The organism is Acidovorax sp. (genome assembly GCF_034519795.1).
In the GTDB taxonomy this organism is placed as follows: Bacteria; Pseudomonadota; Gammaproteobacteria; order Burkholderiales; family Burkholderiaceae_C; genus Acidovorax.
The window spans coordinates 292,716-310,038 of sequence record NZ_JAXHOB010000020.1; the positions used below are offsets into that span (position 1 = coordinate 292,716).

Sequence of the window (17,323 nt, forward strand, 5' to 3'; positions counted from 1 at the left end):
CCGATGGGGCAGCCCACCGTGTCCAGCCATTCCATATTTGGAGACATTCATGAAGTTCAAAGCACTGGCCCTGGCGGCCACGATCCTGGCCGCCCTGGCCACTCCGGTTTCTGCACAGATCAAGGAACACGTGTTCAAGGTGGGCATCGGCCTGAACGATGACCACCCGCAGGCGCTGGCCGTCAAGCACTTTGCCGAGCAGCTGTCGGCCAAGAGTGGTGGCAAGCTGGTGGCCAGGCTGTATGCGAGCGGGTCGCTGGGCAACGACGTGACCATGACCTCGGCACTGCGCGGCGGCACCCTGGAGATGACGATTCCCGATAGCTCGACCCTGATGTCGCTGATCAAGCCCTTCGGCGTGCTGAACCTGCCCCTGACCTTCAACACCGAACAGGAAGCCGATGCCGTGCTCGATGGCCCCTTCGGCCAGAAGCTGCTGGCCAAGCTGCCGGAAAAAGGCCTGGTGGGTCTGGGCTTCTGGGAGAACGGCTTTCGCCACGTCACCAATTCACGCCGCCCGATCACCAAGGCCGATGACCTGGCCGGGCTGAAGCTGCGCGTGATCCAGAGCCCTCTGTTCCTGGACACCTTCAACGCCCTCGGGGCCAACGCCACGCCCATGCCCTTCACCGAGCTGTATTCGGCGATGGAGCAGGCCGCCGTGGATGGCCAGGAGAACCCGCCCGCCACCATCCTGTCGAGCAAGTTCTACGAGGTACAAAAGCACCTGGTGCTGTCGCGCCACATGTACAGCGCCTGGGTGCTGCTGATGTCCAAGAAGGCCTGGGACGGGCTGTCGGCCCAGGAGCAGAAGATCGTGCAGGAGGCAGCCCGCGAGGCCACGCTGTTCGAGCGCAAGACCATCCGCGCCTTCAGCGACAAGGCCCTGGGAGAGCTCAAGAAGGTGGGCATGCAGGTGACCGAGCTGTCGCCCGCCGAGCAGGCCCGCATGCGCGCCAAGCTGCAGCCGGTGCTGGCCAAGTACGGCAAGGAGTTCGGGGAAGAGACCACCGGTGAGCTGAACGCCGAGCTGGCCAAGGTGCGCGGCACCGCCAAGTGATCCGGCTGGCGCGGGCTCTGCCCCGCGCCAGCGCGACAGCCCTTCTCCCCTTTTTCAGAAGCCACCCCATGGACAAGAAACCCGTCCGCCCGTTTCGCTCGCGCGAATGGTTCGCCGACCCCGAGCGCTCGGACATGACCGCGCTCTACCTCGAACGCTTCATGAACTACGGGCTCACGCCCGAGGAACTGCGCTCGGGCCGGCCCATCATCGGCATTGCGCAGACCGGCAGCGACCTGTCGCCCTGCAACCGCATCCATGTGGACCTGGCGCGGCGCGTGCGCGATGGCATCCGCGATGCCGGCGGGATTCCGATGGAGTTCCCGGTGCACCCGATCTTCGAGAACTGCCGCCGCCCCACGGCCGCGCTGGACCGCAACCTGGCCTACCTGGGCCTGGTGGAGATCCTGTACGGCTACCCCATCGACGCCGTGGTGCTGACCACGGGCTGCGACAAGACCACGCCGGCCGGCATCATGGCGGCCTCCACCGTGGACATCCCGGCCATCGTGCTCTCGGGTGGCCCCATGCTGGACGGCTGGCACGATGGCGAGCTGGTGGGCTCGGGCACCGTGATCTGGCGCAGCCGGCGCCAGCTGGCGGCGGGTGAGATCGGCGAAGAGGAATTTCTGCAGCGCGCCTGCAGCAGCGCCCCGTCGGCCGGCCACTGCAACACCATGGGCACGGCCTCCACCATGAACGCGGTGGCCGAGGCCCTGGGCCTGTCGCTGCCGGGCTGTGCCGCCATCCCCGCGCCCTACCGCGAACGCGGCCAGATGGCCTACGAGACCGGGCGGCGCATCGTCGAGATGGCCTTCGAGGACCTGCGGCCCTCGCGCATCCTGGACCGCGACAGCTTTCTCAATGCGCTGTCGGTGGTCAGCGTGGCGGGCGGATCGAGCAATGCGCAGGTGCACATCATGGCGATGGCGCGGCATGCCGGCGTGGACCTGCGCGCAGAGGACTGGACCGAGCACGCCTATGACCTGCCCCTGCTGCTCAACATGCAGCCGGCCGGCAAGTTCCTGGGCGAGCGCTTCTTTCGCGCCGGGGGCGTGCCGGCGTTGATGTGGGAGCTGCAGCAGGCCGGGCGCCTGCGTGGCGATTGCCTGAGCGTGACCGGCAAGACCGTGGCCGACAACCTGCAGGGCCGCGAGACGCGCGACCGCGAGGTGATCTTCCCTTTTGCGGCGCCCTTGATGCACAAGGCCGGCTTCCTGGTGCTCCAGGGCAATCTGTTCGACTTCGGGATCATGAAGACCTCGGTGATTTCCGAGGCGTTTCGCCAGCGCTACCTGAGCCGGCCCGGGGCAGAAGGCATCTTCGAGGCGCGCGCCGTCGTGTTCGACGGTGCCGACGACTACCACGCGCGCATCAACGATCCGGCGCTGGGCATCGACGAAGGCTGCATCCTGGTGATGCGCGGTGCCGGCCCCATCGGCTGGCCGGGCTCGGCCGAGGTGGTCAACATGCAGCCGCCCGACGCCCTGATCCGCCGCGGCATCACCACCTTGCCCACCCTGGGGGATGGCCGCCAGTCGGGCACGGCCGACAGCCCCTCGATCCTCAACGCCTCGCCCGAAAGCGCGGTCGGCGGCGGCCTGTGCTGGCTGCAGAGCGGCGACACCCTGCGCATCGACCTCTCGGCCGGCCGCTGCGATGCGCTGGTGGCGCCCGAAGAGATCGCACGCCGCCGCCGCGAGCTGCCGGCGCCCCCAGTGCCCAAAAGCCAGTCGCCCTGGGAGGCGCTGTACCGCGAGAAGACCGGCCAACTGGTCGATGGCGCCACGCTCGACTTTGCCCTCGATTACCGCCGCATCTCAGAAAACACCCCGCGCCACAACCACTGACCGGCCCCCGGGGCGGGTTGGCACCGATCTCGAACTTTCAAGGACTTCCCGATGAGTGACACAACAGCGGCCGCCGTGGCCGGTGCGGCGACGCACGCCCATATCCTGCCCGACGACGGCCTGGCCGGCACCCTGGTGGGCCGCGCCTGGGTCGATGGCAGCCCGCCCGGGCCCGCCGTGGTGGTGCTGCGCGCCGATGGCGTCTACGACCTGAGCCAGCACTACCCCACCATGAGCACCCTGCTGGACACGCCCCGGCCCGCCGAGGCGGCGCAGGCGGCCCCGGGCCGCTACCTGTGCAGCGTGCTGGAGCTGCTGGCCAACAGCCAGCCCGGCATGCACGGGCAACGTGATACGGCACGCCCCTGGCTGCTGGCGCCCTGCGACCTGCAGGTGGTCAAGGCCGCTGGCGTGACCTTCGCGGCGAGCCTGATCGAACGGGTGATCGAAGAGCAGGCACGGGGCGACGCCAGCCGCGCCCAGGGCCTGCGCAGCCAGGTGATCGGCCTGATCGGCGACAGCCTGGCCGACATCCGCCCGGGCTCGGAGCAGGCCATGGCCTTGAAGGCCCTGCTGCAGCACAAGGGCCTGTGGTCCCAGTACCTCGAAGTGGGCATCGGCCCCGATGCCGAGGTCTTCACCAAGGCCCCCGTGCTGGCCTCGGTGGGCACGGGCGAGGAGATCGGCATCCGCGCCGACTCGGCCTGGAACAACCCCGAGCCCGAGGTGGTGCTGGCTGTGAACAGCCGTGGCGACATCGTCGGCGCCACCCTGGGCAACGACGTCAACCTGCGCGACATCGAAGGCCGCAGCGCGCTGCTGCTGGGCAAGGCCAAGGACAACAACGCCTCCTGCGCCATCGGCCCCTTCATCCGCCTGTTCGATGCCAGCTTCGGCCTGGACCAGGTGCGCAGCGAGACCGTGCACCTGCGCGTGGCGGGTGCGGACGGCTTCGAGCTGCGCGGCATCAACACCATGGCCAGCATCAGCCGCGACCCGGTCGACCTCGTGGCCCAGACCCTGGCCGCGCACCAGTACCCCGATGGCTTCATGCTGTTCCTGGGCACCCTGTTCGCCCCCATCGAGGACCGCGACCAGCCCGGCGGCGGCTTCACCCACAAGCTGGGCGACGTGGTCACCATCCACAGCGCCTGGCTCGGCGCCCTGCACAACACCGTGACCCACAGCGAGACGGCAGCGCCCTGGCGCTTCGGCCTGAGGGCCTTCATCGCCAACCTGGCCGCGCGCGGCCTGCTGCACAACGCGGTGCTCTGAGGAGCCGCTGGTTCCGCCACCCAGGAGGCAATCAACACATGCTCGACCGCTTCATCGACCGGTACGTCCGGGCCCTCAACCTGATCATCGCGCTGGCGCTGGCCGCCATGGTGGTGCTGGTCTTCGGCAACGTGGTGCTGCGCTACGTTTTCAACTCCGGCATCACGGTCAGCGAAGAGCTTTCGCGCTGGCTCTTCATCTGGATCACCTTCCTGGGTGCGGTGGCCGCCATCAAGGAGAACGCCCATCTGGGCACGGACATGCTGGTGTCCCGGCTGCCCGTGAGGGGCAAGAAGGTCTGCATGGTGATCGGGCAGGTGCTGATGCTCTACATCACCTGGCTTTTCTTCGAAGGCAGCTACAAGCAGATGAAGATCAACTGGGATGTGGAGGCGCCGGTCACCGGGGCTTCGATGGCCTTCTTTTATGCCTCGGGCGTGGTGTTCTCGGTGTGCGCAGGCTTTCTGCTGGCGCTGCAGTTGCTGCGCGTGCTGGCCGGCAAGCTCAGCGAGGCCGAACTGGTGATGGTCAAGGAGTCCGAAGAGCAGGCCGAGCTGGAGGCCTTGCAGGCCGAACTCGCACGCGAAAACGCCGCCCCCGGAAAACCGGAGACAAGACCATGACCGTGCTGATTTTTCTCGGCGGCCTGCTCGGCGCCATGGCCCTGGGCATCCCCATCGCCTATGCGCTGCTGGCCTCAGGCGTCGGCCTGATGTGGCACCTGGATCTGTTCGACTCCCAGATCCTGGCGCAGAACTTCATCAACGGTGCGGACAGCTTTCCGCTGCTGGCCGTGCCCTTCTTCATGCTGGCGGGCGAGATCATGAACGTGGGCGGCCTGTCGCAGCGCATCGTGAACTTCGCGCTGGCGCTGGTCGGGCACGTCAAGGGCGGCCTCGGGTATGTGGTGATCCTGGCGGCATGCCTGCTGTCCTCGCTGTCGGGCTCGGCCGTGGCCGACGCTGCGGCCTTGACGGCACTGCTGCTGCCCATGATGGTCAAGGCCGGGCACAAGAAGGAGGTGTCGGGCGGGCTGATCGCGGCCTCGGGCGTCATCGGGCCCATCATCCCGCCGAGCATCGGCTTCGTGATCTTCGGTGTGGCCGCCAACGTCTCCATCAGCAAGCTGTTCATCGCCGGCATCTTCCCCGGCATCATGATCGGCCTGGGCCTGGCGGTCACCTGGTGGTGGGTGGGGCGCAAGGAGGTGCTGGCCCTGCCCGAGAAAAAGAGCACCGCCGAGCTCTGGCGCGCCGCTCGCGAATCGGTCTGGGCCCTGACGCTGCCGGTGTTCATCCTGGTGGGGCTGCGCATGGGGGTCTTCACGCCCACCGAAGCCGCCGTGGTGGCGGCCGTGTACTCGCTGTTCGTGGCCAGCGTGATCTACCGCGAGCTGCCGCTGTCCGCCCTGCTGCCGATCTTCACCACCGCCGCCAAGACCACCGCCGTGGTGATGTTCCTCGTGGCTGCGGCCATGGTGTCCTCCTGGCTGATCACGGTGGCCAACCTGCCGGCCCAGATGGTCGAGCTGCTCAAGCCCCTGATGGGCAACCAGACGCTGCTGCTGATCGCCATCATGGTGCTGGTGATGCTGGTGGGCACCGCGATGGACATGACGCCCACCATCCTGATCCTCACCCCGGTGCTGATGCCCGTCATCAAGGCCGCCGGGATCGACCCGATCTACTTCGGCGTGCTGTTCATCATCAACAACTCGATCGGCCTGGTCACCCCGCCGGTGGGCACCATCCTGAACGTGGTGGCGGGCGTGGGGCGCATGAAGATGGACGAGGTGACCCGGGGCGTGCTGCCCTTCATGGCGGCCCAGTTCGCCGTGCTGCTCATCATGGTGCTGTTTCCGCAGACGGTGCTGGCGCCGCTGCGCTGGCTCACGGGCTGACCCGCAGGCGCGTGCTCCGGGGCAGGAGATCGCCAGAATTTTCTGGATCGGGAGCGGCTTTTGGCGTGCAATCCCTTCTTCTGCCGCAGCCAACCCACCTGGAGATATGCGCCATGCCCGATTTCTACATGCCCTTGTCCGGCCCCGTGAACCAGGCCTTCCAGTACTGGACGAAGATGACGATGGGCCAGGTGGGCCTGATCAACATCAACATGGGCAAATCCTCAGACCCCGCGCTGGAGCAGAAGATCATCGAAGACGTGGGCAGCTATGGCCGCCAGATCGGGCAGTTGAGCGACGCACTCCTGGCCGTGCTGCAGCACATGAAGACCGACACCTGGGACGCGGAATCCAGGGACGCCGTGGAGGCCTTCCGGCTGCAGGTGAAGGAGGTGGCGAAGCTCAAGGAGCGCCATCAACGGGCCAGCCGGTAGACTGGGTCACACCGGCTCCAGTGCGGGCAGCCGGTACGCCAGCACCTTGAGCGAGCGCTCCTGCGACACATCGGCGAACACCGCCGGATTCGCCACGCGCTCGACAAATTCCAGCTCCGGTGCGATCTCGCGCATCTGGTCCTGCAAAAAGGCCAGGCCCAGTTCGGGCGCGTTCAGGCACAGCAGCGCATGCCCTCCCGGGGCCAGCAGGTCCGGCAGGCGGCGCATGAGGCGCGCATAGTCCTTGGTAGCGACGAAACTGCCGCGCTGAAAGCTCGGCGGGTCCACGATCACCAGGCCGTAGGGCCCGCCGCGCGTGATCTTGCCCCAGGTGGAGAAGATGTCGTGCGCGAGGAAGCTCGCGCCGGTGGTGAGGCCGTTGAGCTGGTGGTTCTGCTGGCCGATGGCGATGGCTCCCTGGGCCATGTCCACGTTGACCACCTGTTTGGCACCGGCCTGCAGGGCCACCACCGAGAAGGCGCAGGTGTAGGCGAACAGGTTGAGCACCTTGAGGCCGTAGCGGTCGGTGCTGCGCGCGGCGGCGTAGTCGCGCACCCAGCGGCGGCCTTCGGCCATGTCGAGGAACAGGCCATGGTTCTGGCCCCGGGCCACGTGCACGCGGTAGCGGGCGCCCTGCTCGGTGACGACATGCGGGTCGGGCACGCTGCCAGCCATCAGCCGGGTTTCGCTGCGGCCCTCGTGCCGGGTCTGAAAGACCCAGTTCAGCAGCTCGCCGGGGTGCAGTTGCTCCCAGCGCGCGACCAGGGCGGCGCCGATGGTGTCCAGTTCCTCCTCGGCCACCGGCTGGAAGCTGGTGAGCACCCACACGGGCGGAAACACGTCCAGCACCCAGTGCTCGCAGCCCGGGTGCAGGCCGCCGCGGCCATGGAACACGCGCTGGGCGTCGGCGGGCAGGGGGGCCATCGTGGCGATGGCGGTCAACAGGGCTTGCATGGGAGCGGGGATCTACGAAATCTGGAAGGGGGCAGGACGCACATGCAGCCGGCAACAGGGAGTGTATGCACAGCGCGACTTTGTTCACGAAAGGCTTGCGGCATTGGCGGCCCCGCCTGCCAAAAGGCATGAACATGACATGGTGTCCTGGATCGTACCTGCGACTTTGCGAGTGGCGCCGAGGCGCATCTTCCACACCCTTGGCACAGCCTCTGCCGGAGAAACCCTTGCCACCACCGTCGGCCCCCCCAATGCCCATCGATAAGCGCCAGCAGCGGGTCGTTGCCTGCGCCCTGCTTCCCATTCTGGCTGTCTGGCAAGCCAATGGCCTGTACCTGCCCACGCTCGCCCAAGGGGGCATGCACCTGTTCTGGATGGCGGATCTGTGCCAATGGGTGGTCCTGCCCACGGCTTTGTTGTGGCTGCTTGCGCGCGCGGCCTCGCTGCGACCCAGCCACTATGGCCTGGCCGCTCCGGCCATGGATTGGCAAAGCCTGGCATGGCGGGCGCTGGCGGTCTTCGTGACGGCAGGCCTGGCATTTCTCGTGGCGCGCAACCTGGCGTGGACGGTGCTCAGGCCACCGGCAAGCTCCTTGCCGTTGGTGCAGATGTTTCCGAATGGCCTGGCCGGGGCGGCCGCCCGCGCCTATGCAGCCATCAGCGCGGGGCTGGTGGAAAGCATCTTCTTCATCGGACTGCCCTGGCTGCTGTACGCCAGTTGCCGCCCAAGGCCCTCGCCGCGATGGTTCGTGCTGGCCGTGTCGGCCATCTTCGCGTCGGCCCACTGGGAGCAAGGCAGCCACCTCGTGGTCGCAGCGTTCTTCGCCCACCTGGTGCTCTGTGCCTGGTTCTTCCGCTGGAGAACGCTGTGGCCGGTGGTGTTCGGCCACAGCATGGTGGACCTGGCGTTACTTGCCTGACCCCAGGTCCTGCGGAGCGCAGCGGACTCAACTCGCCACGGTGAAGCGCTGCTGCACATGGCGCGGACTCTCCAGTTCGTCGGCGATGGCCACGGCCAAGTCGGCCACGCTGATGCCGCCGGGGGCTTGGCCGTTCATCAGCGGTGCATCGGTGCCCAGGCGGTATTGGCCGGTGCGCTCGCCGGGGGCCAGCAGGATGGGGGGCGACAGGAAGGTCCAGTCCAGCGTGGTTTCGCTGCGGATCAGGTTCAGCGCCTCGCGTGCGGCCAAGGCGCCTGCCTTGTATTCGGCGGGGAAGTTGGGCGTATCCACCAGTTGCACGCCGGGTGCCACGAACAGACTGCCCGCGCCGCCCACCACGAGCAGGCGCTTGACGCCGGCCTGCTTGACGCCTGCATAGATGGCGCGCGTGCCGACGAGGAACTGGTCGTGGATGTCGGGCACGGTCCAGCCGGGGTTGTAGGCGTTGACCACGGCGTCGTGGCCGGCCACGGCCTTGGCGACCTGGGCGGCGTCCTGGGCATCGGCCTGCACCACGGTGAGGCCGTCGCGCGCAGCCAGTTTGCCGGGGTTGCGGGCCAGTGCGGTCACCTGGTGCTGGCGGCGCAGCAGTTCTTCGAGCACGGCCGAGCCGACGAAGCCGGTGGCGCCGATCAATGCGATGTTCATGTCATTTCCTTGGGTTGAAGTCGATGCAGTGAGAATAGGGGCTTGTCAAACAAGGCGGTAGATGCCAAAAATCGCCTTCACCTTGAAGCACAGCTTCACGAAAGCCCCATGGACGATTTAAAGCGCATGGCCGTGTTCGCCGCCGTGGTGCAGCAGGGCTCGATGAGCGGCGCCGCGCGCGCCCTCGGGATGAGCACCTCGGCGGTGAGCCAGCAGGTGCGCAAGCTCGAAAGCGATGGCGGCGTGACCTTGCTGCACCGGTCCACGCGCCAGCTGGCGCTGACCGAGGCCGGCCAGCGCTACCACGCGCGCTGTGCGGCGATGTGCGCGGCAGCCGACCAGGCGCGCGCCGAGCTGGCGGCCTCGCGCGATGCACCGAGCGGCGAACTGCGCCTGTCGGCCACGGTGGGGTTTGCGCGCCACATTGCGCCGGCCCTGGGCGAGATGCTGGCGGCCAACCCGGCCCTGCGTCTGCGCCTGCTGGTGGACGACGCGCCCATCGACCTGATCAACGCGCGCATCGACCTGGCCGTGCGCTTCGGCCGGCTGCAGGATTCGAGCTGGGCGGCACGGCGCCTGTGCGCGATGAACGTCTACCTGTGCGCCTCGGCCGACTGGGTGGCGCGGCACGGCATGCCTGCGCACCCCGATGCGCTGCTGTCGCACAGCTGGCTCGGGCTGGTGCGCGACGGCGAGGCCATGTTCGCCGAGCTGCGCAACGCCCAGGGCGAGGCGCGCGCGCTGCGCATGGAGCCGCGCATCGCCAGCAACAACCAGCTGTCGCTGCAGCAGATGTGCGAGGCCGGCCTGGGCGTGGCCATGCTGGGCAGCAGCGACGTGCACGGCGCACTGCAGTCAGGCCGCCTGGTGCGGCTGCTGCCGCAGTGGGAGCTGGGCACGCTCGATGTCTGGGCCGTGACGCCCCAGCGCGATGCCCAGCCCGCCAAGGTGCGCCAGGCGATCGCGGCGCTGCATGCCTACCTGCGCCAGGTGCCCGGCATGCTGGACTGAAGATTCGGCGATCCATCGATTTTTTATCGGTGCAGACCATAAATTCCATCGTTGTGCGAAGGCTGGGGCCTGCCTACAGTTGCGGGTTTTTTTTTCCTTTGGGGGCTTTTGGTGGAGGCTCAACCCGGCCCCCCCCGGCCCCCCCTATAGGGGGGGGTGGTGGGTTTTTGCGGGGGGGGGGGGGCGGGGGGGGGGGGGGGGGGGGGGGGGGGGTGGGGGTGTGGGGCACTAACAAGACCGGGGGGGGGGCGGCGAGAAGGGGGGGGGGGGGGGGGAGGGGGGGGGTGTGATGGATATGCGGGAGGGGGGGGGGGGGGGGGTGGGGGGGGGGGGGAGAAAGTATATCCACACCAAGAGAAGGGGGGGGGGGGGAGGGGGGGGGGGGGGGGAAAAAGAGGGTGGGGGGGGGGGGGGGGGGGGGGGGGGGGGGGGGGGGGGGGGGGGGGGGGGGGGGGGGGGGGGGGGGGGGGGGGGGGCTGAGACGGGAGCCGCAGACGAGTCCTGCGTTTGTCAGCACGGCAAGGCGAACCGAACGGAAGCTTACACGGTTAAAGGCCGGTCCGTATGAGGTGACGAGCGAGAGGGGGGGGGGGGGGGAGAGAGCCCGCGGGGGGGGGGGGGGGAGAGAGGAGGGGGGGGGGGGGGGGGAGGGGGGGGGGGGGGGGGGGGGGGGGGGGGGGAGAGGGGGGGGGGGGGGGGGGGGGGGGGGGGGGGGGGGGCATCCGGGGGGGGGGGGTGCGGTACAACCAGGGCTGTACCAACCCAGCAGGCCACCCGATGATCCTGGAAATCGCCCAACTCACCATCCGCCCCGGCCAGACCGGCGCCTTCGAGCAGGCCTTTGCCCAGGCCCAGCGCATCATCGCCTCGATGCAGGGCTACCAGTCGGACGGAGTGCTACTCATAAATTTCGGCAGCAACGACGACCTGTGAAACAAATGGACAGTCAACTGGCGGCGGCACCTTGTTGTTGATCGCCCTCAGCAGACATGTCACTCACGACCATCGAAGACAAAGCGACAGCAGCTCGTCCCTTGGCGCCTTAAGGTTTGGAAATGGATTTTAAAAAATGTTATGCGTATTCCCACCCAATCCCGGTGCGAATATCCAATGGCCGTTGTGGGTGGCCCCATTTGACGGAAGAAAATAATATAGAAGATCACAATGCTGTGAGGGGTGGGGCGAACAACATTATTTTATTAAATACAAAGAACCCCCAACCCGACATCCAGGGGCCGGGGGGCGGGGGCGTGGGTTGAGGAGAAGTTAGAAGGCAGTCGGCAGTCGGTAGTGGTGATGTAGATCGTAGTAGAAAAGAGACGTCCAACGCGATCGTGGGGGTGGTGGATTCTGTAATGGTGCGGAGGGAGTGAAATGAATGAAAAATGGTAGGGTAGGGGAGGGGTGAGGGTGTCTATCCATACAAAGATAGAGAAGAGGAGAGGAGGAAGAGAGTGAAGTGAATTTGTTGAGGGAGAGGACGAGGGGGGAGGATGTAGTAGCGTCTTGTTGGGTGGTTAGATATTTTGATGTTATTGTTGGGGTGGGTTGAGTAGGATATATGACTGATTAGTAATTTGAAATTTGCAGCGCGGGCCGGTACCATCAATCCTCTCTATTTCTACGGTCGCAGTGGCTTTAGCGGGAGGGGGGGGGAGGGAGGGGGGAGAAGGCAGAGGGGCGAGCGGACGTGTGAGCTGTGTGTGTTGAGTATTGGATTCGGGGTGTTTGGGTCGCCTCCCTTTTCCAAAATATCTCTTCGGAGGACGTGGGTGTTGCCATGGTGGCCTTTTAGGTGTGGCGGTGGCATTGAGTCTGGGGTTTCCAGGTGATTCAAAGGGCCGGAAATTCGGCTTGTCTCATTAGGGGGGAAAGGCGGGTTTGTTCGGGGTTGATGTAATGTTTTTTTTTAGGGGGGGGGGGGGGCGGGTACCTGTCTGGGAGAGTGCGGTGCGTTGGGTAAGAGAGGAGGTGGGTCTTTGTTTTTGTTTGTGTTTTTGAGATGGTGTTTTTATGGTATTTTTTTGTTGTGGGTGGGGGAGGATGGAGGGGGTGGTGGGGGGTGTGATTGGTGCGGTGGTGTTGTTGGGTGGTTTCTCTCGAGTCTAGTTTTTTTCGGAAGGGCTGGGCCTTTGGTGGGGGTCTAGTTAATTATGGTATTTTTTTGGGGGGCGTCTTCCGCTTCGTCCGTGTGTGTTTAAGTGGGTTGGGTTCCCTTAGCCCGATTTTACCGCCCCTGGTTGGTGGTGGGTGTGTGTATTTTTTTTCACATGCGGTGGGGGCGTATTGGGGCTAGTCTGTGTCGTCTTTATTGTGGGTTGGTTGTTGGTGGGGGGGTGGTGAGGTGGTGGTGGTTTTGTGGTGTGTTTGGTTGTTTTGTGTTGATGGGTTGATTTGTTGGTAGTGCGGTAGGTGTTGGTGGGGTGGGGGGGGTGTTGTGGTGGGTGGGGGGGGGGTGGTGTTTTGGGGTTTTTGTTTGTTTTGTTTTTGTGTGGTTTGTGGGTGGGTGGTTGGTTGTGGGGGTGGGGGTGTGTGTATTTTTGTTGGTGTTGGTTGTGTTGTTGGTGGTGTTTGGTTGGGTTTTTATTTTTGTTTTTTTTTTTGTTTATTTTGTTGTTGGTTTTTTTTTCTGTGGGGGTGTGTTGTTTTATGTTTGGGTTGTTGTTTTCGCTGGGTCTTCCTATTGTACTCCCGCCGGGGTGTTGGTTGTTTTTGTTTGTTCTTGCTTTCCCCGTTTTCCCGTTTTTTCTTGTTTTTTTCTTTTTTCTTTTTTTCTTGTTTCTGCCTTCTTCCCCTTTCCTCTTCTTCTTTTTTTTTTTTTTTTTTTTTTTCTTCTTTTTTTATTTTATCCTTTTTTTGTTTTTTTTTTGTTTGTGTTGGTTTTCTCTTTTTTTTTTTTTTTTGTTTTGTTGTGTTTTTTTGTGATTTTGTGTTTTTTTGTTTTGTTTGGGTTTGTGTTGGTTTTGTTTTTTTGTTTTGGGGTGTTTTTTTTTTTTTATTTTTTTTTTTTTCTGTTTTTTTTTTTTTTTTTTTTTTTTTTTTGTTTTTAGTGTTTGTTTTTTATTTTTTAAATTTAAATATTAGCCGCTGGATCGAGCGGCCAGACGACTATGTGCTGCTGGTGCGCTGGGCCACACTGGAGGACCACGAGGTGGGTTTTCGCCAATCCGCGCTGTACCAGGAGTGGAAAGCCTTGCTGCACCACTTCTATAACCCTTTCCCCGCCGTACTGCACTGCGGCCCAGTGGCAGGCCTGTAGCACAATGCAGGGAGCCTCTGCGCCCCGCCGGGCGGGGGCTGGCATGGGGCGTGCGTGGGCAGATGTCTCGGCGCCGCGACGTTGGGGTGCGGGCAGACCCCATTCGGGTACGACCTGACAATTTAACGTGCTGCGCACACCGTTCTGATCCTAGAATTTGTAAACGCGCGTATCCGCGCAAAGGACATCCCCATGAAAGCAGTGCAGCAGGACATCGACGAGCGGACCAACCTCACCAGCACCAACAAGTTCGAGCTGCTGCTGTTTCGCCTGGGCACCGACAGTGCCCTGGGCAAGTCCGAACTCTTCGGCATCAATGTGTTCAAGATCCGCGAGATCGTGGCCATGCCCAGCATCACCCCCATCGCCGGCACCACGGCCCACTCGCTGGGCGTGGTCAACCTGCGCGGCCAGGTGATCCCCGTGCTGGACCTGCCCTCCATCGTGGGCTGCAAGCCCCAGACGGGCCTGAACATCATGCTGGTGACCGAATACGCACGCACCACCCAGGCCTTTGCCGTGGAATCGGTGGAAGACATCGTGCGACTGGACTGGAAGCAGGTGCTTTCGGCCGAAACCAGCGGCGCCGCCGGCAAGCTGGTGACCAGCATCGCCCGCCTGGACGGCAACACCGACGAGTCGCGCCTGGCCCAGGTGCTGGACGTGGAAGCCATCCTGCAGATGGTCTCGCCCTCGGACGGCCACGAAGTCACCGAAGAGAAGGTGGGCGCCAAGCTCAAGCTCAAGCCCGGCTCCATCATCCTGGCGGCGGACGACTCCTTCGTGGCGCGCTCGCTCATCGAGCAGGAGCTCAAGGTGCTGCACGCGCCCTACGAGATGGTGAAGTCCGGCAAGGAGGCCTGGGACCGCCTGAACGCGATCGCCAAGAGCGCCGAGGCCGAAGGCAAGACCGTGCTGGACCGTGTGGCCATGGTGCTGACCGACCTGGAAATGCCCGAGATGGACGGCTTCACGCTGACCCGCAACATCAAACAGGATGCGCGCTTCCACGGCCTGCCGGTGGTCATCCATTCCTCGCTGTCGGGCTCGGCCAACGAAGACCATGTACGCAGCGTGGGCGCCGATGGCTACGTGGCCAAGTTCGTGGCGGAAGACCTGGCGGAGACCATTCGCCGCGTGCTGCCCAAGTAAGAAGCTAACGCTCTGCAGGTGGCAGGTACCTGTAGGGTGCCCTGCCATCGGCGTGAACGATGTCACGCACCTACCCACCCAATGGCATTTGGCCTACCTGCAAGGGCTATCGCTGCGTGCGCGTCTGCGGCACACTGGGTGCCGGTCAACCAAACACAGGGCTCAAACGTCAAGTTGCAAGCCGCCTTCGGGATGTAACACCTTCATGGTGTTGTTTTCCGGGGCTTTACCTGCAACGCGGAACGCGCCTCGTGCGCCGGGAGTCTGAATCCACATGACACATACCATTGCCCGCGTTCTTTCCGCCACGGTCCTGGGCGCCGTGCTGACTGGCTGTGCCACGGTACCGGGTGATCCGTACTACGCACCCGCCCCCACCTACTACCCGCCAAGCTCGTCGACCATCATCTATGACGCGCCGCCGGTCTACCGCTCGGCGCCTCCCGTGTACGTGGCACCGCCGCCAGCGGTGTACTACGGCAACCGCCGCGACGAGCGCGACTGGGCGCGCGAACGTGAACGCGAGCGCGCACAGCAGCAATGGCGCGACCAGGCCGAGCGCGAACGCCGCGACCGGGACCGTGATCGCGACAACGCCCGCCGTGACCAGGAACGCCGCAACCAGGCCAACCAGGAGCAGGCGCGCCGCGAGCAGGCCGAGCGTGACAGGCGCGCAGCCGCCGATCGCGCCCGCCCGCCTATGCAGTACGCCCCTGGCCCGGCACCTGGCGACTGGCGTGCCCGCCAATTTTCAAACAACCCCGACAAGCCCTGAGAGGCTGAGAGCCTTTCGACCATGCCCGCCTCGCACGCCAAAGCACCCAGGCTCGTCGTGGCAAGTGCTCGCCAGAGCCCGCGCCATGGCTGCGCTCTGCGCCTGGATTCAGGGCGTTGTGGTGCGCCTTTCGGGCACGGTCAGAAAACTCTCGGCCTCTGAGTGGCCAGCGGCCTTCGGCGACCAGATGCCATGATCCGCGCCCACCTACCCACGATCTGCGGCCTTGTTCTCGCGGGATGGTGCGTTGGCGCGCAGGCCCAGGTCACGCGTTGCACTGACGCGCGCACAGGCAAGGTCACGTACACCGATGGCACGTGCAGCAGCAGCGAGGCGGCCCGCGAGGTGGAGCCTCGCCGTACGCCGCAGGAGATACTGCTCGACCGGCAACTTTCCGCCGAGGCGCTGGAGCGCAAGCAGCAGCGCCAGCAGGCGGACAACGATGCAGCCGAGGCTGAGGCTCGGCGTGCGGCCGAACAGCGTCGTGAACGCGCCGCCAACGCCCCATTGCCGCAGGACTATGCCCGTTCGCCCGAGTGCGCGCGCTCGCGCCGCAACTACGACCTGCTGGCCGGCGAAGGCCCCCGCTCCACGCAGGAGCACGGGCAGCGCCTGGAAGCCGCCCAGCGGCAGATGGACCTCGATTGCCTGGGCCCGCAGGGCTATGCCGAAATAGAGCGTGCCCGCGCCGCCCAGCCCCGCGTGGTGGTCGTGCCGCCGCGTTACGGCATCGGCTACCCCGCGCCTTACCCACCCCCTGCGGTCTTCCCCCAGCCCTTTCCCACCACGCCCCAGCGGCCCCCGCCACGGCTTACGCAGTGCTCGGACTACCGCTGCACCGACAACCAGGGCAACACCTACCCACGCAACGGTCCCGGGCGCTTCCCGGGCCAGGGTGGTGTGTGCCGCTCGAACGGCGGGCAGGCGCCCTGCTGAACCGGTGCCGGCCCGGCGCACGCTCCACGGGGTGAATTGCGGCGCCACGGATGCCATGGGCAGGCCCGGCGCGGGCCGCTGGCTCACAGGCTGCGCAATGGTGCCTGTGGCGACGCACACGCAAGCAGACGCCGGGCTCTGCCCGGTGCGTCAGCTGCGCAAGCCCTCCACCACGCTGGGGTAGCGCAGGCGCAGGCCCAATTCCTGCAGCATGCGCCGGTTGTCCAGCCGGCGCGATTCGCTCATGAAGCTCAGCAACACCACCGGCAGCTCGGTCTGCGCCGTGCTGCGCGGCAGGCGCGGCGGGCGCGGCAGGCCATACAGGTCGGCCGCCAGGTCGAAATAGTCGCCCATCTTGATGTGGCTTTGGTCGCTGACGTTGTAGATGCGCTGCGCGCGCCCCTTCCACAATGCACGCAGGCAGGCACGGGCCAGGTCGTCGGCGTGGATGTGGTTGGTGTACACGTCATCTTCGGCCACCAGCACCGGCGTGCCCTTGCGCAGCCGCGCCTCGGGCGTGCCGCCTGCGCGGTCGGGGGCGTAGATGCCGGGAATGCGCAGGATGCTGGCCCGCACGCCCGCACGGCCCAGGTGGCGCACGGCGCGCTCGGCATTCACGCGGCGCTGCGCGCGCGGGGTGGCGGGGGCCAGGGCCCGCGTCTCTGGCACCAGCGCGCCCTGGCAGTCGCCATACACGCCGCTGGTGGAGGCATACACCATCGAAACCGGCTGGCTGCGCAGCCGCAGCGCGCGCGCCAGCGCCACGGTGCGCGGATCGCGCCACCAGGCAGCGCCGCCGGCGCCTTCGCCCGGGGGCGGGGCCAGGTGCATCACCCGGGTGGCCACGCCCGACAGGCGGCGCAGGCTGGCCGCATCGTCCAGGTTGCCCAGCAGGGGGGTGATACCCCGCGCGCGCAGGTCGTCGACCCGGGTGGGGCTGGAGGTGAGCGCCAGCACGCGCAGGCGCGGGGCCGTGGCGCCGGGCGTCTGCAACTGGCGCACCACGCGCTGGCCCACGTCGCCACAGCCAACGATCAGCAGGCGTTCACGGCGAAAGCGCGCCGGCAGGGCGCCAAGGGGGCTTTGGTTTGAGGGCAAAATCGGGTCCGCGAAGAAGACAAGTTCCAA

General features: G+C 65.6%; 15 protein-coding genes and 1 pseudogene. 13 read left to right on the plus strand and 3 right to left on the minus strand.

The genetic code is table 11. From position 1 onward, the window contains the following. Positions 1-49 precede the first annotated feature (49 nt). The 6 genes from U5N23_RS22585 to U5N23_RS22610 all read left to right on the plus strand — a co-directional run bounded on the left by U5N23_RS22585 (position 50) and on the right by U5N23_RS22610 (position 6,519). Complete coding sequence (locus U5N23_RS22585; RefSeq protein ID WP_322594971.1) at positions 50-1,060, plus strand: TRAP transporter substrate-binding protein; 1,011 nt, start codon at positions 50-52, stop codon at positions 1,058-1,060. Positions 1,061-1,128: 68 nt separating this feature from the next. Further along, entirely contained in the window at positions 1,129-2,910 is a 1,782-nt protein-coding gene (locus U5N23_RS22590; RefSeq protein ID WP_322594972.1) for an IlvD/Edd family dehydratase, read from the plus strand. Between the two features lie 51 nt (positions 2,911-2,961). After that, a complete protein-coding gene (locus U5N23_RS22595) occupies positions 2,962-4,185 on the plus strand; it encodes a fumarylacetoacetate hydrolase family protein (protein WP_322594973.1) in 1,224 nt (407 codons plus the stop codon). Between the two features lie 38 nt (positions 4,186-4,223). Next, entirely contained in the window at positions 4,224-4,808 is a 585-nt protein-coding gene (locus U5N23_RS22600) for a TRAP transporter small permease (protein ID WP_322594974.1), read from the plus strand. Further along, the gene (locus U5N23_RS22605; RefSeq protein ID WP_322594975.1) at positions 4,805-6,085 is read left to right on the plus strand and encodes a TRAP transporter large permease subunit; all 1,281 of its coding nucleotides are present in this window, start codon (positions 4,805-4,807) and stop codon (positions 6,083-6,085) included. Before U5N23_RS22600 ends, U5N23_RS22605 begins: the two co-directional genes overlap by 4 nt. Before the next feature lie 113 nt (positions 6,086-6,198). Then, positions 6,199-6,519 carry a hypothetical protein gene (locus U5N23_RS22610; protein WP_322594976.1) on the plus strand — a complete coding sequence of 107 codons (321 nt, stop codon included), beginning with the start codon at positions 6,199-6,201 and terminating at the stop codon, positions 6,517-6,519. 6 nt (positions 6,520-6,525) lie between these two features. Here U5N23_RS22610 and U5N23_RS22615 read toward each other — a convergent pair whose 3' ends face one another. Next, a complete protein-coding gene (locus U5N23_RS22615) occupies positions 6,526-7,473 on the minus strand; it encodes a class I SAM-dependent methyltransferase (RefSeq protein WP_322594977.1) in 948 nt (315 codons plus the stop codon). Between the two features lie 251 nt (positions 7,474-7,724). On the opposite strand from U5N23_RS22615, the gene U5N23_RS22620 reads away from it, so the two are divergent. Further along, positions 7,725-8,393, plus strand: a complete 669-nt coding sequence (locus U5N23_RS22620; protein ID WP_322594978.1) for a CPBP family intramembrane glutamic endopeptidase — start codon at positions 7,725-7,727, stop codon at positions 8,391-8,393. Between the two features lie 27 nt (positions 8,394-8,420). Here the strand turns inward: U5N23_RS22620 and U5N23_RS22625 are convergent, their stop codons facing one another. Further along, the gene (locus U5N23_RS22625) at positions 8,421-9,062 is read right to left on the minus strand and encodes an NAD(P)-dependent oxidoreductase (RefSeq protein WP_322594979.1); all 642 of its coding nucleotides are present in this window, start codon (positions 9,060-9,062) and stop codon (positions 8,421-8,423) included. 108 nt (positions 9,063-9,170) lie between these two features. Between U5N23_RS22625 and U5N23_RS22630 the strand changes: the two genes are divergently transcribed. The 6 genes and pseudogenes from U5N23_RS22630 (at position 9,171) to U5N23_RS22655 (ending at position 16,195) form a co-directional block, all read left to right on the plus strand. Further along, a complete protein-coding gene (locus U5N23_RS22630) occupies positions 9,171-10,073 on the plus strand; it encodes a LysR family transcriptional regulator (protein ID WP_322594980.1) in 903 nt (300 codons plus the stop codon). A 777-nt stretch (positions 10,074-10,850) separates the two neighbouring features. Then, a complete protein-coding gene (locus U5N23_RS22635; protein ID WP_416208652.1) occupies positions 10,851-11,006 on the plus strand; it encodes an antibiotic biosynthesis monooxygenase family protein in 156 nt (51 codons plus the stop codon). A 2,131-nt stretch (positions 11,007-13,137) separates the two neighbouring features. After that, positions 13,138-13,332, plus strand: a pseudogene (locus tag U5N23_RS22640) (antibiotic biosynthesis monooxygenase family protein); the annotation flags it as partial. 192 nt (positions 13,333-13,524) lie between these two features. Beyond that, positions 13,525-14,484: a chemotaxis protein gene (locus U5N23_RS22645; protein WP_057203486.1), complete on the plus strand. Its 960-nt coding sequence runs from the start codon at positions 13,525-13,527 to the stop codon at positions 14,482-14,484. Positions 14,485-14,758: 274 nt separating this feature from the next. Next, positions 14,759-15,259 carry a hypothetical protein gene (locus tag U5N23_RS22650; RefSeq protein WP_322594981.1) on the plus strand — a complete coding sequence of 167 codons (501 nt, stop codon included), beginning with the start codon at positions 14,759-14,761 and terminating at the stop codon, positions 15,257-15,259. A gap of 192 nt (positions 15,260-15,451) precedes the next feature. Beyond that, a complete protein-coding gene (locus U5N23_RS22655; RefSeq protein ID WP_322594982.1) occupies positions 15,452-16,195 on the plus strand; it encodes a DUF4124 domain-containing protein in 744 nt (247 codons plus the stop codon). A 150-nt stretch (positions 16,196-16,345) separates the two neighbouring features. Here the strand turns inward: U5N23_RS22655 and U5N23_RS22660 are convergent, their stop codons facing one another. After that, positions 16,346-17,293 (minus strand): SDR family oxidoreductase, encoded by a 948-nt coding sequence (locus tag U5N23_RS22660; RefSeq protein ID WP_322594983.1) that lies wholly within the window; start codon positions 17,291-17,293, stop codon positions 16,346-16,348. Positions 17,294-17,323 lie beyond the last annotated feature (30 nt).

Excerpts from the sequence above, each read along its gene's own strand:
- U5N23_RS22585 (WP_322594971.1), top strand. The coding sequence starts at position 50 with ATGAAGTTCAAAGCACTGGCCCTGGCGGCCACGATCCTGGCCGCCCTG.
- U5N23_RS22590 (WP_322594972.1), top strand. The coding sequence starts at position 1,129 with ATGGACAAGAAACCCGTCCGCCCGTTTCGCTCGCGCGAATGGTTCGCC.
- U5N23_RS22595 (WP_322594973.1), top strand. The coding sequence starts at position 2,962 with ATGAGTGACACAACAGCGGCCGCCGTGGCCGGTGCGGCGACGCACGCC.
- U5N23_RS22600 (WP_322594974.1), top strand. The coding sequence starts at position 4,224 with ATGCTCGACCGCTTCATCGACCGGTACGTCCGGGCCCTCAACCTGATC.
- U5N23_RS22605 (WP_322594975.1), top strand. The coding sequence starts at position 4,805 with ATGACCGTGCTGATTTTTCTCGGCGGCCTGCTCGGCGCCATGGCCCTG.
- U5N23_RS22610 (WP_322594976.1), top strand. The coding sequence starts at position 6,199 with ATGCCCGATTTCTACATGCCCTTGTCCGGCCCCGTGAACCAGGCCTTC.
- U5N23_RS22615 (WP_322594977.1), bottom strand. The coding sequence starts at position 7,473 with ATGCAAGCCCTGTTGACCGCCATCGCCACGATGGCCCCCCTGCCCGCC.
- U5N23_RS22620 (WP_322594978.1), top strand. The coding sequence starts at position 7,725 with ATGCCCATCGATAAGCGCCAGCAGCGGGTCGTTGCCTGCGCCCTGCTT.
- U5N23_RS22625 (WP_322594979.1), bottom strand. The coding sequence starts at position 9,062 with ATGAACATCGCATTGATCGGCGCCACCGGCTTCGTCGGCTCGGCCGTG.
- U5N23_RS22630 (WP_322594980.1), top strand. The coding sequence starts at position 9,171 with ATGGACGATTTAAAGCGCATGGCCGTGTTCGCCGCCGTGGTGCAGCAG.
- U5N23_RS22635 (WP_416208652.1), top strand. The coding sequence starts at position 10,851 with ATGATCCTGGAAATCGCCCAACTCACCATCCGCCCCGGCCAGACCGGC.
- U5N23_RS22645 (WP_057203486.1), top strand. The coding sequence starts at position 13,525 with ATGAAAGCAGTGCAGCAGGACATCGACGAGCGGACCAACCTCACCAGC.
- U5N23_RS22650 (WP_322594981.1), top strand. The coding sequence starts at position 14,759 with ATGACACATACCATTGCCCGCGTTCTTTCCGCCACGGTCCTGGGCGCC.
- U5N23_RS22655 (WP_322594982.1), top strand. The coding sequence starts at position 15,452 with ATGATCCGCGCCCACCTACCCACGATCTGCGGCCTTGTTCTCGCGGGA.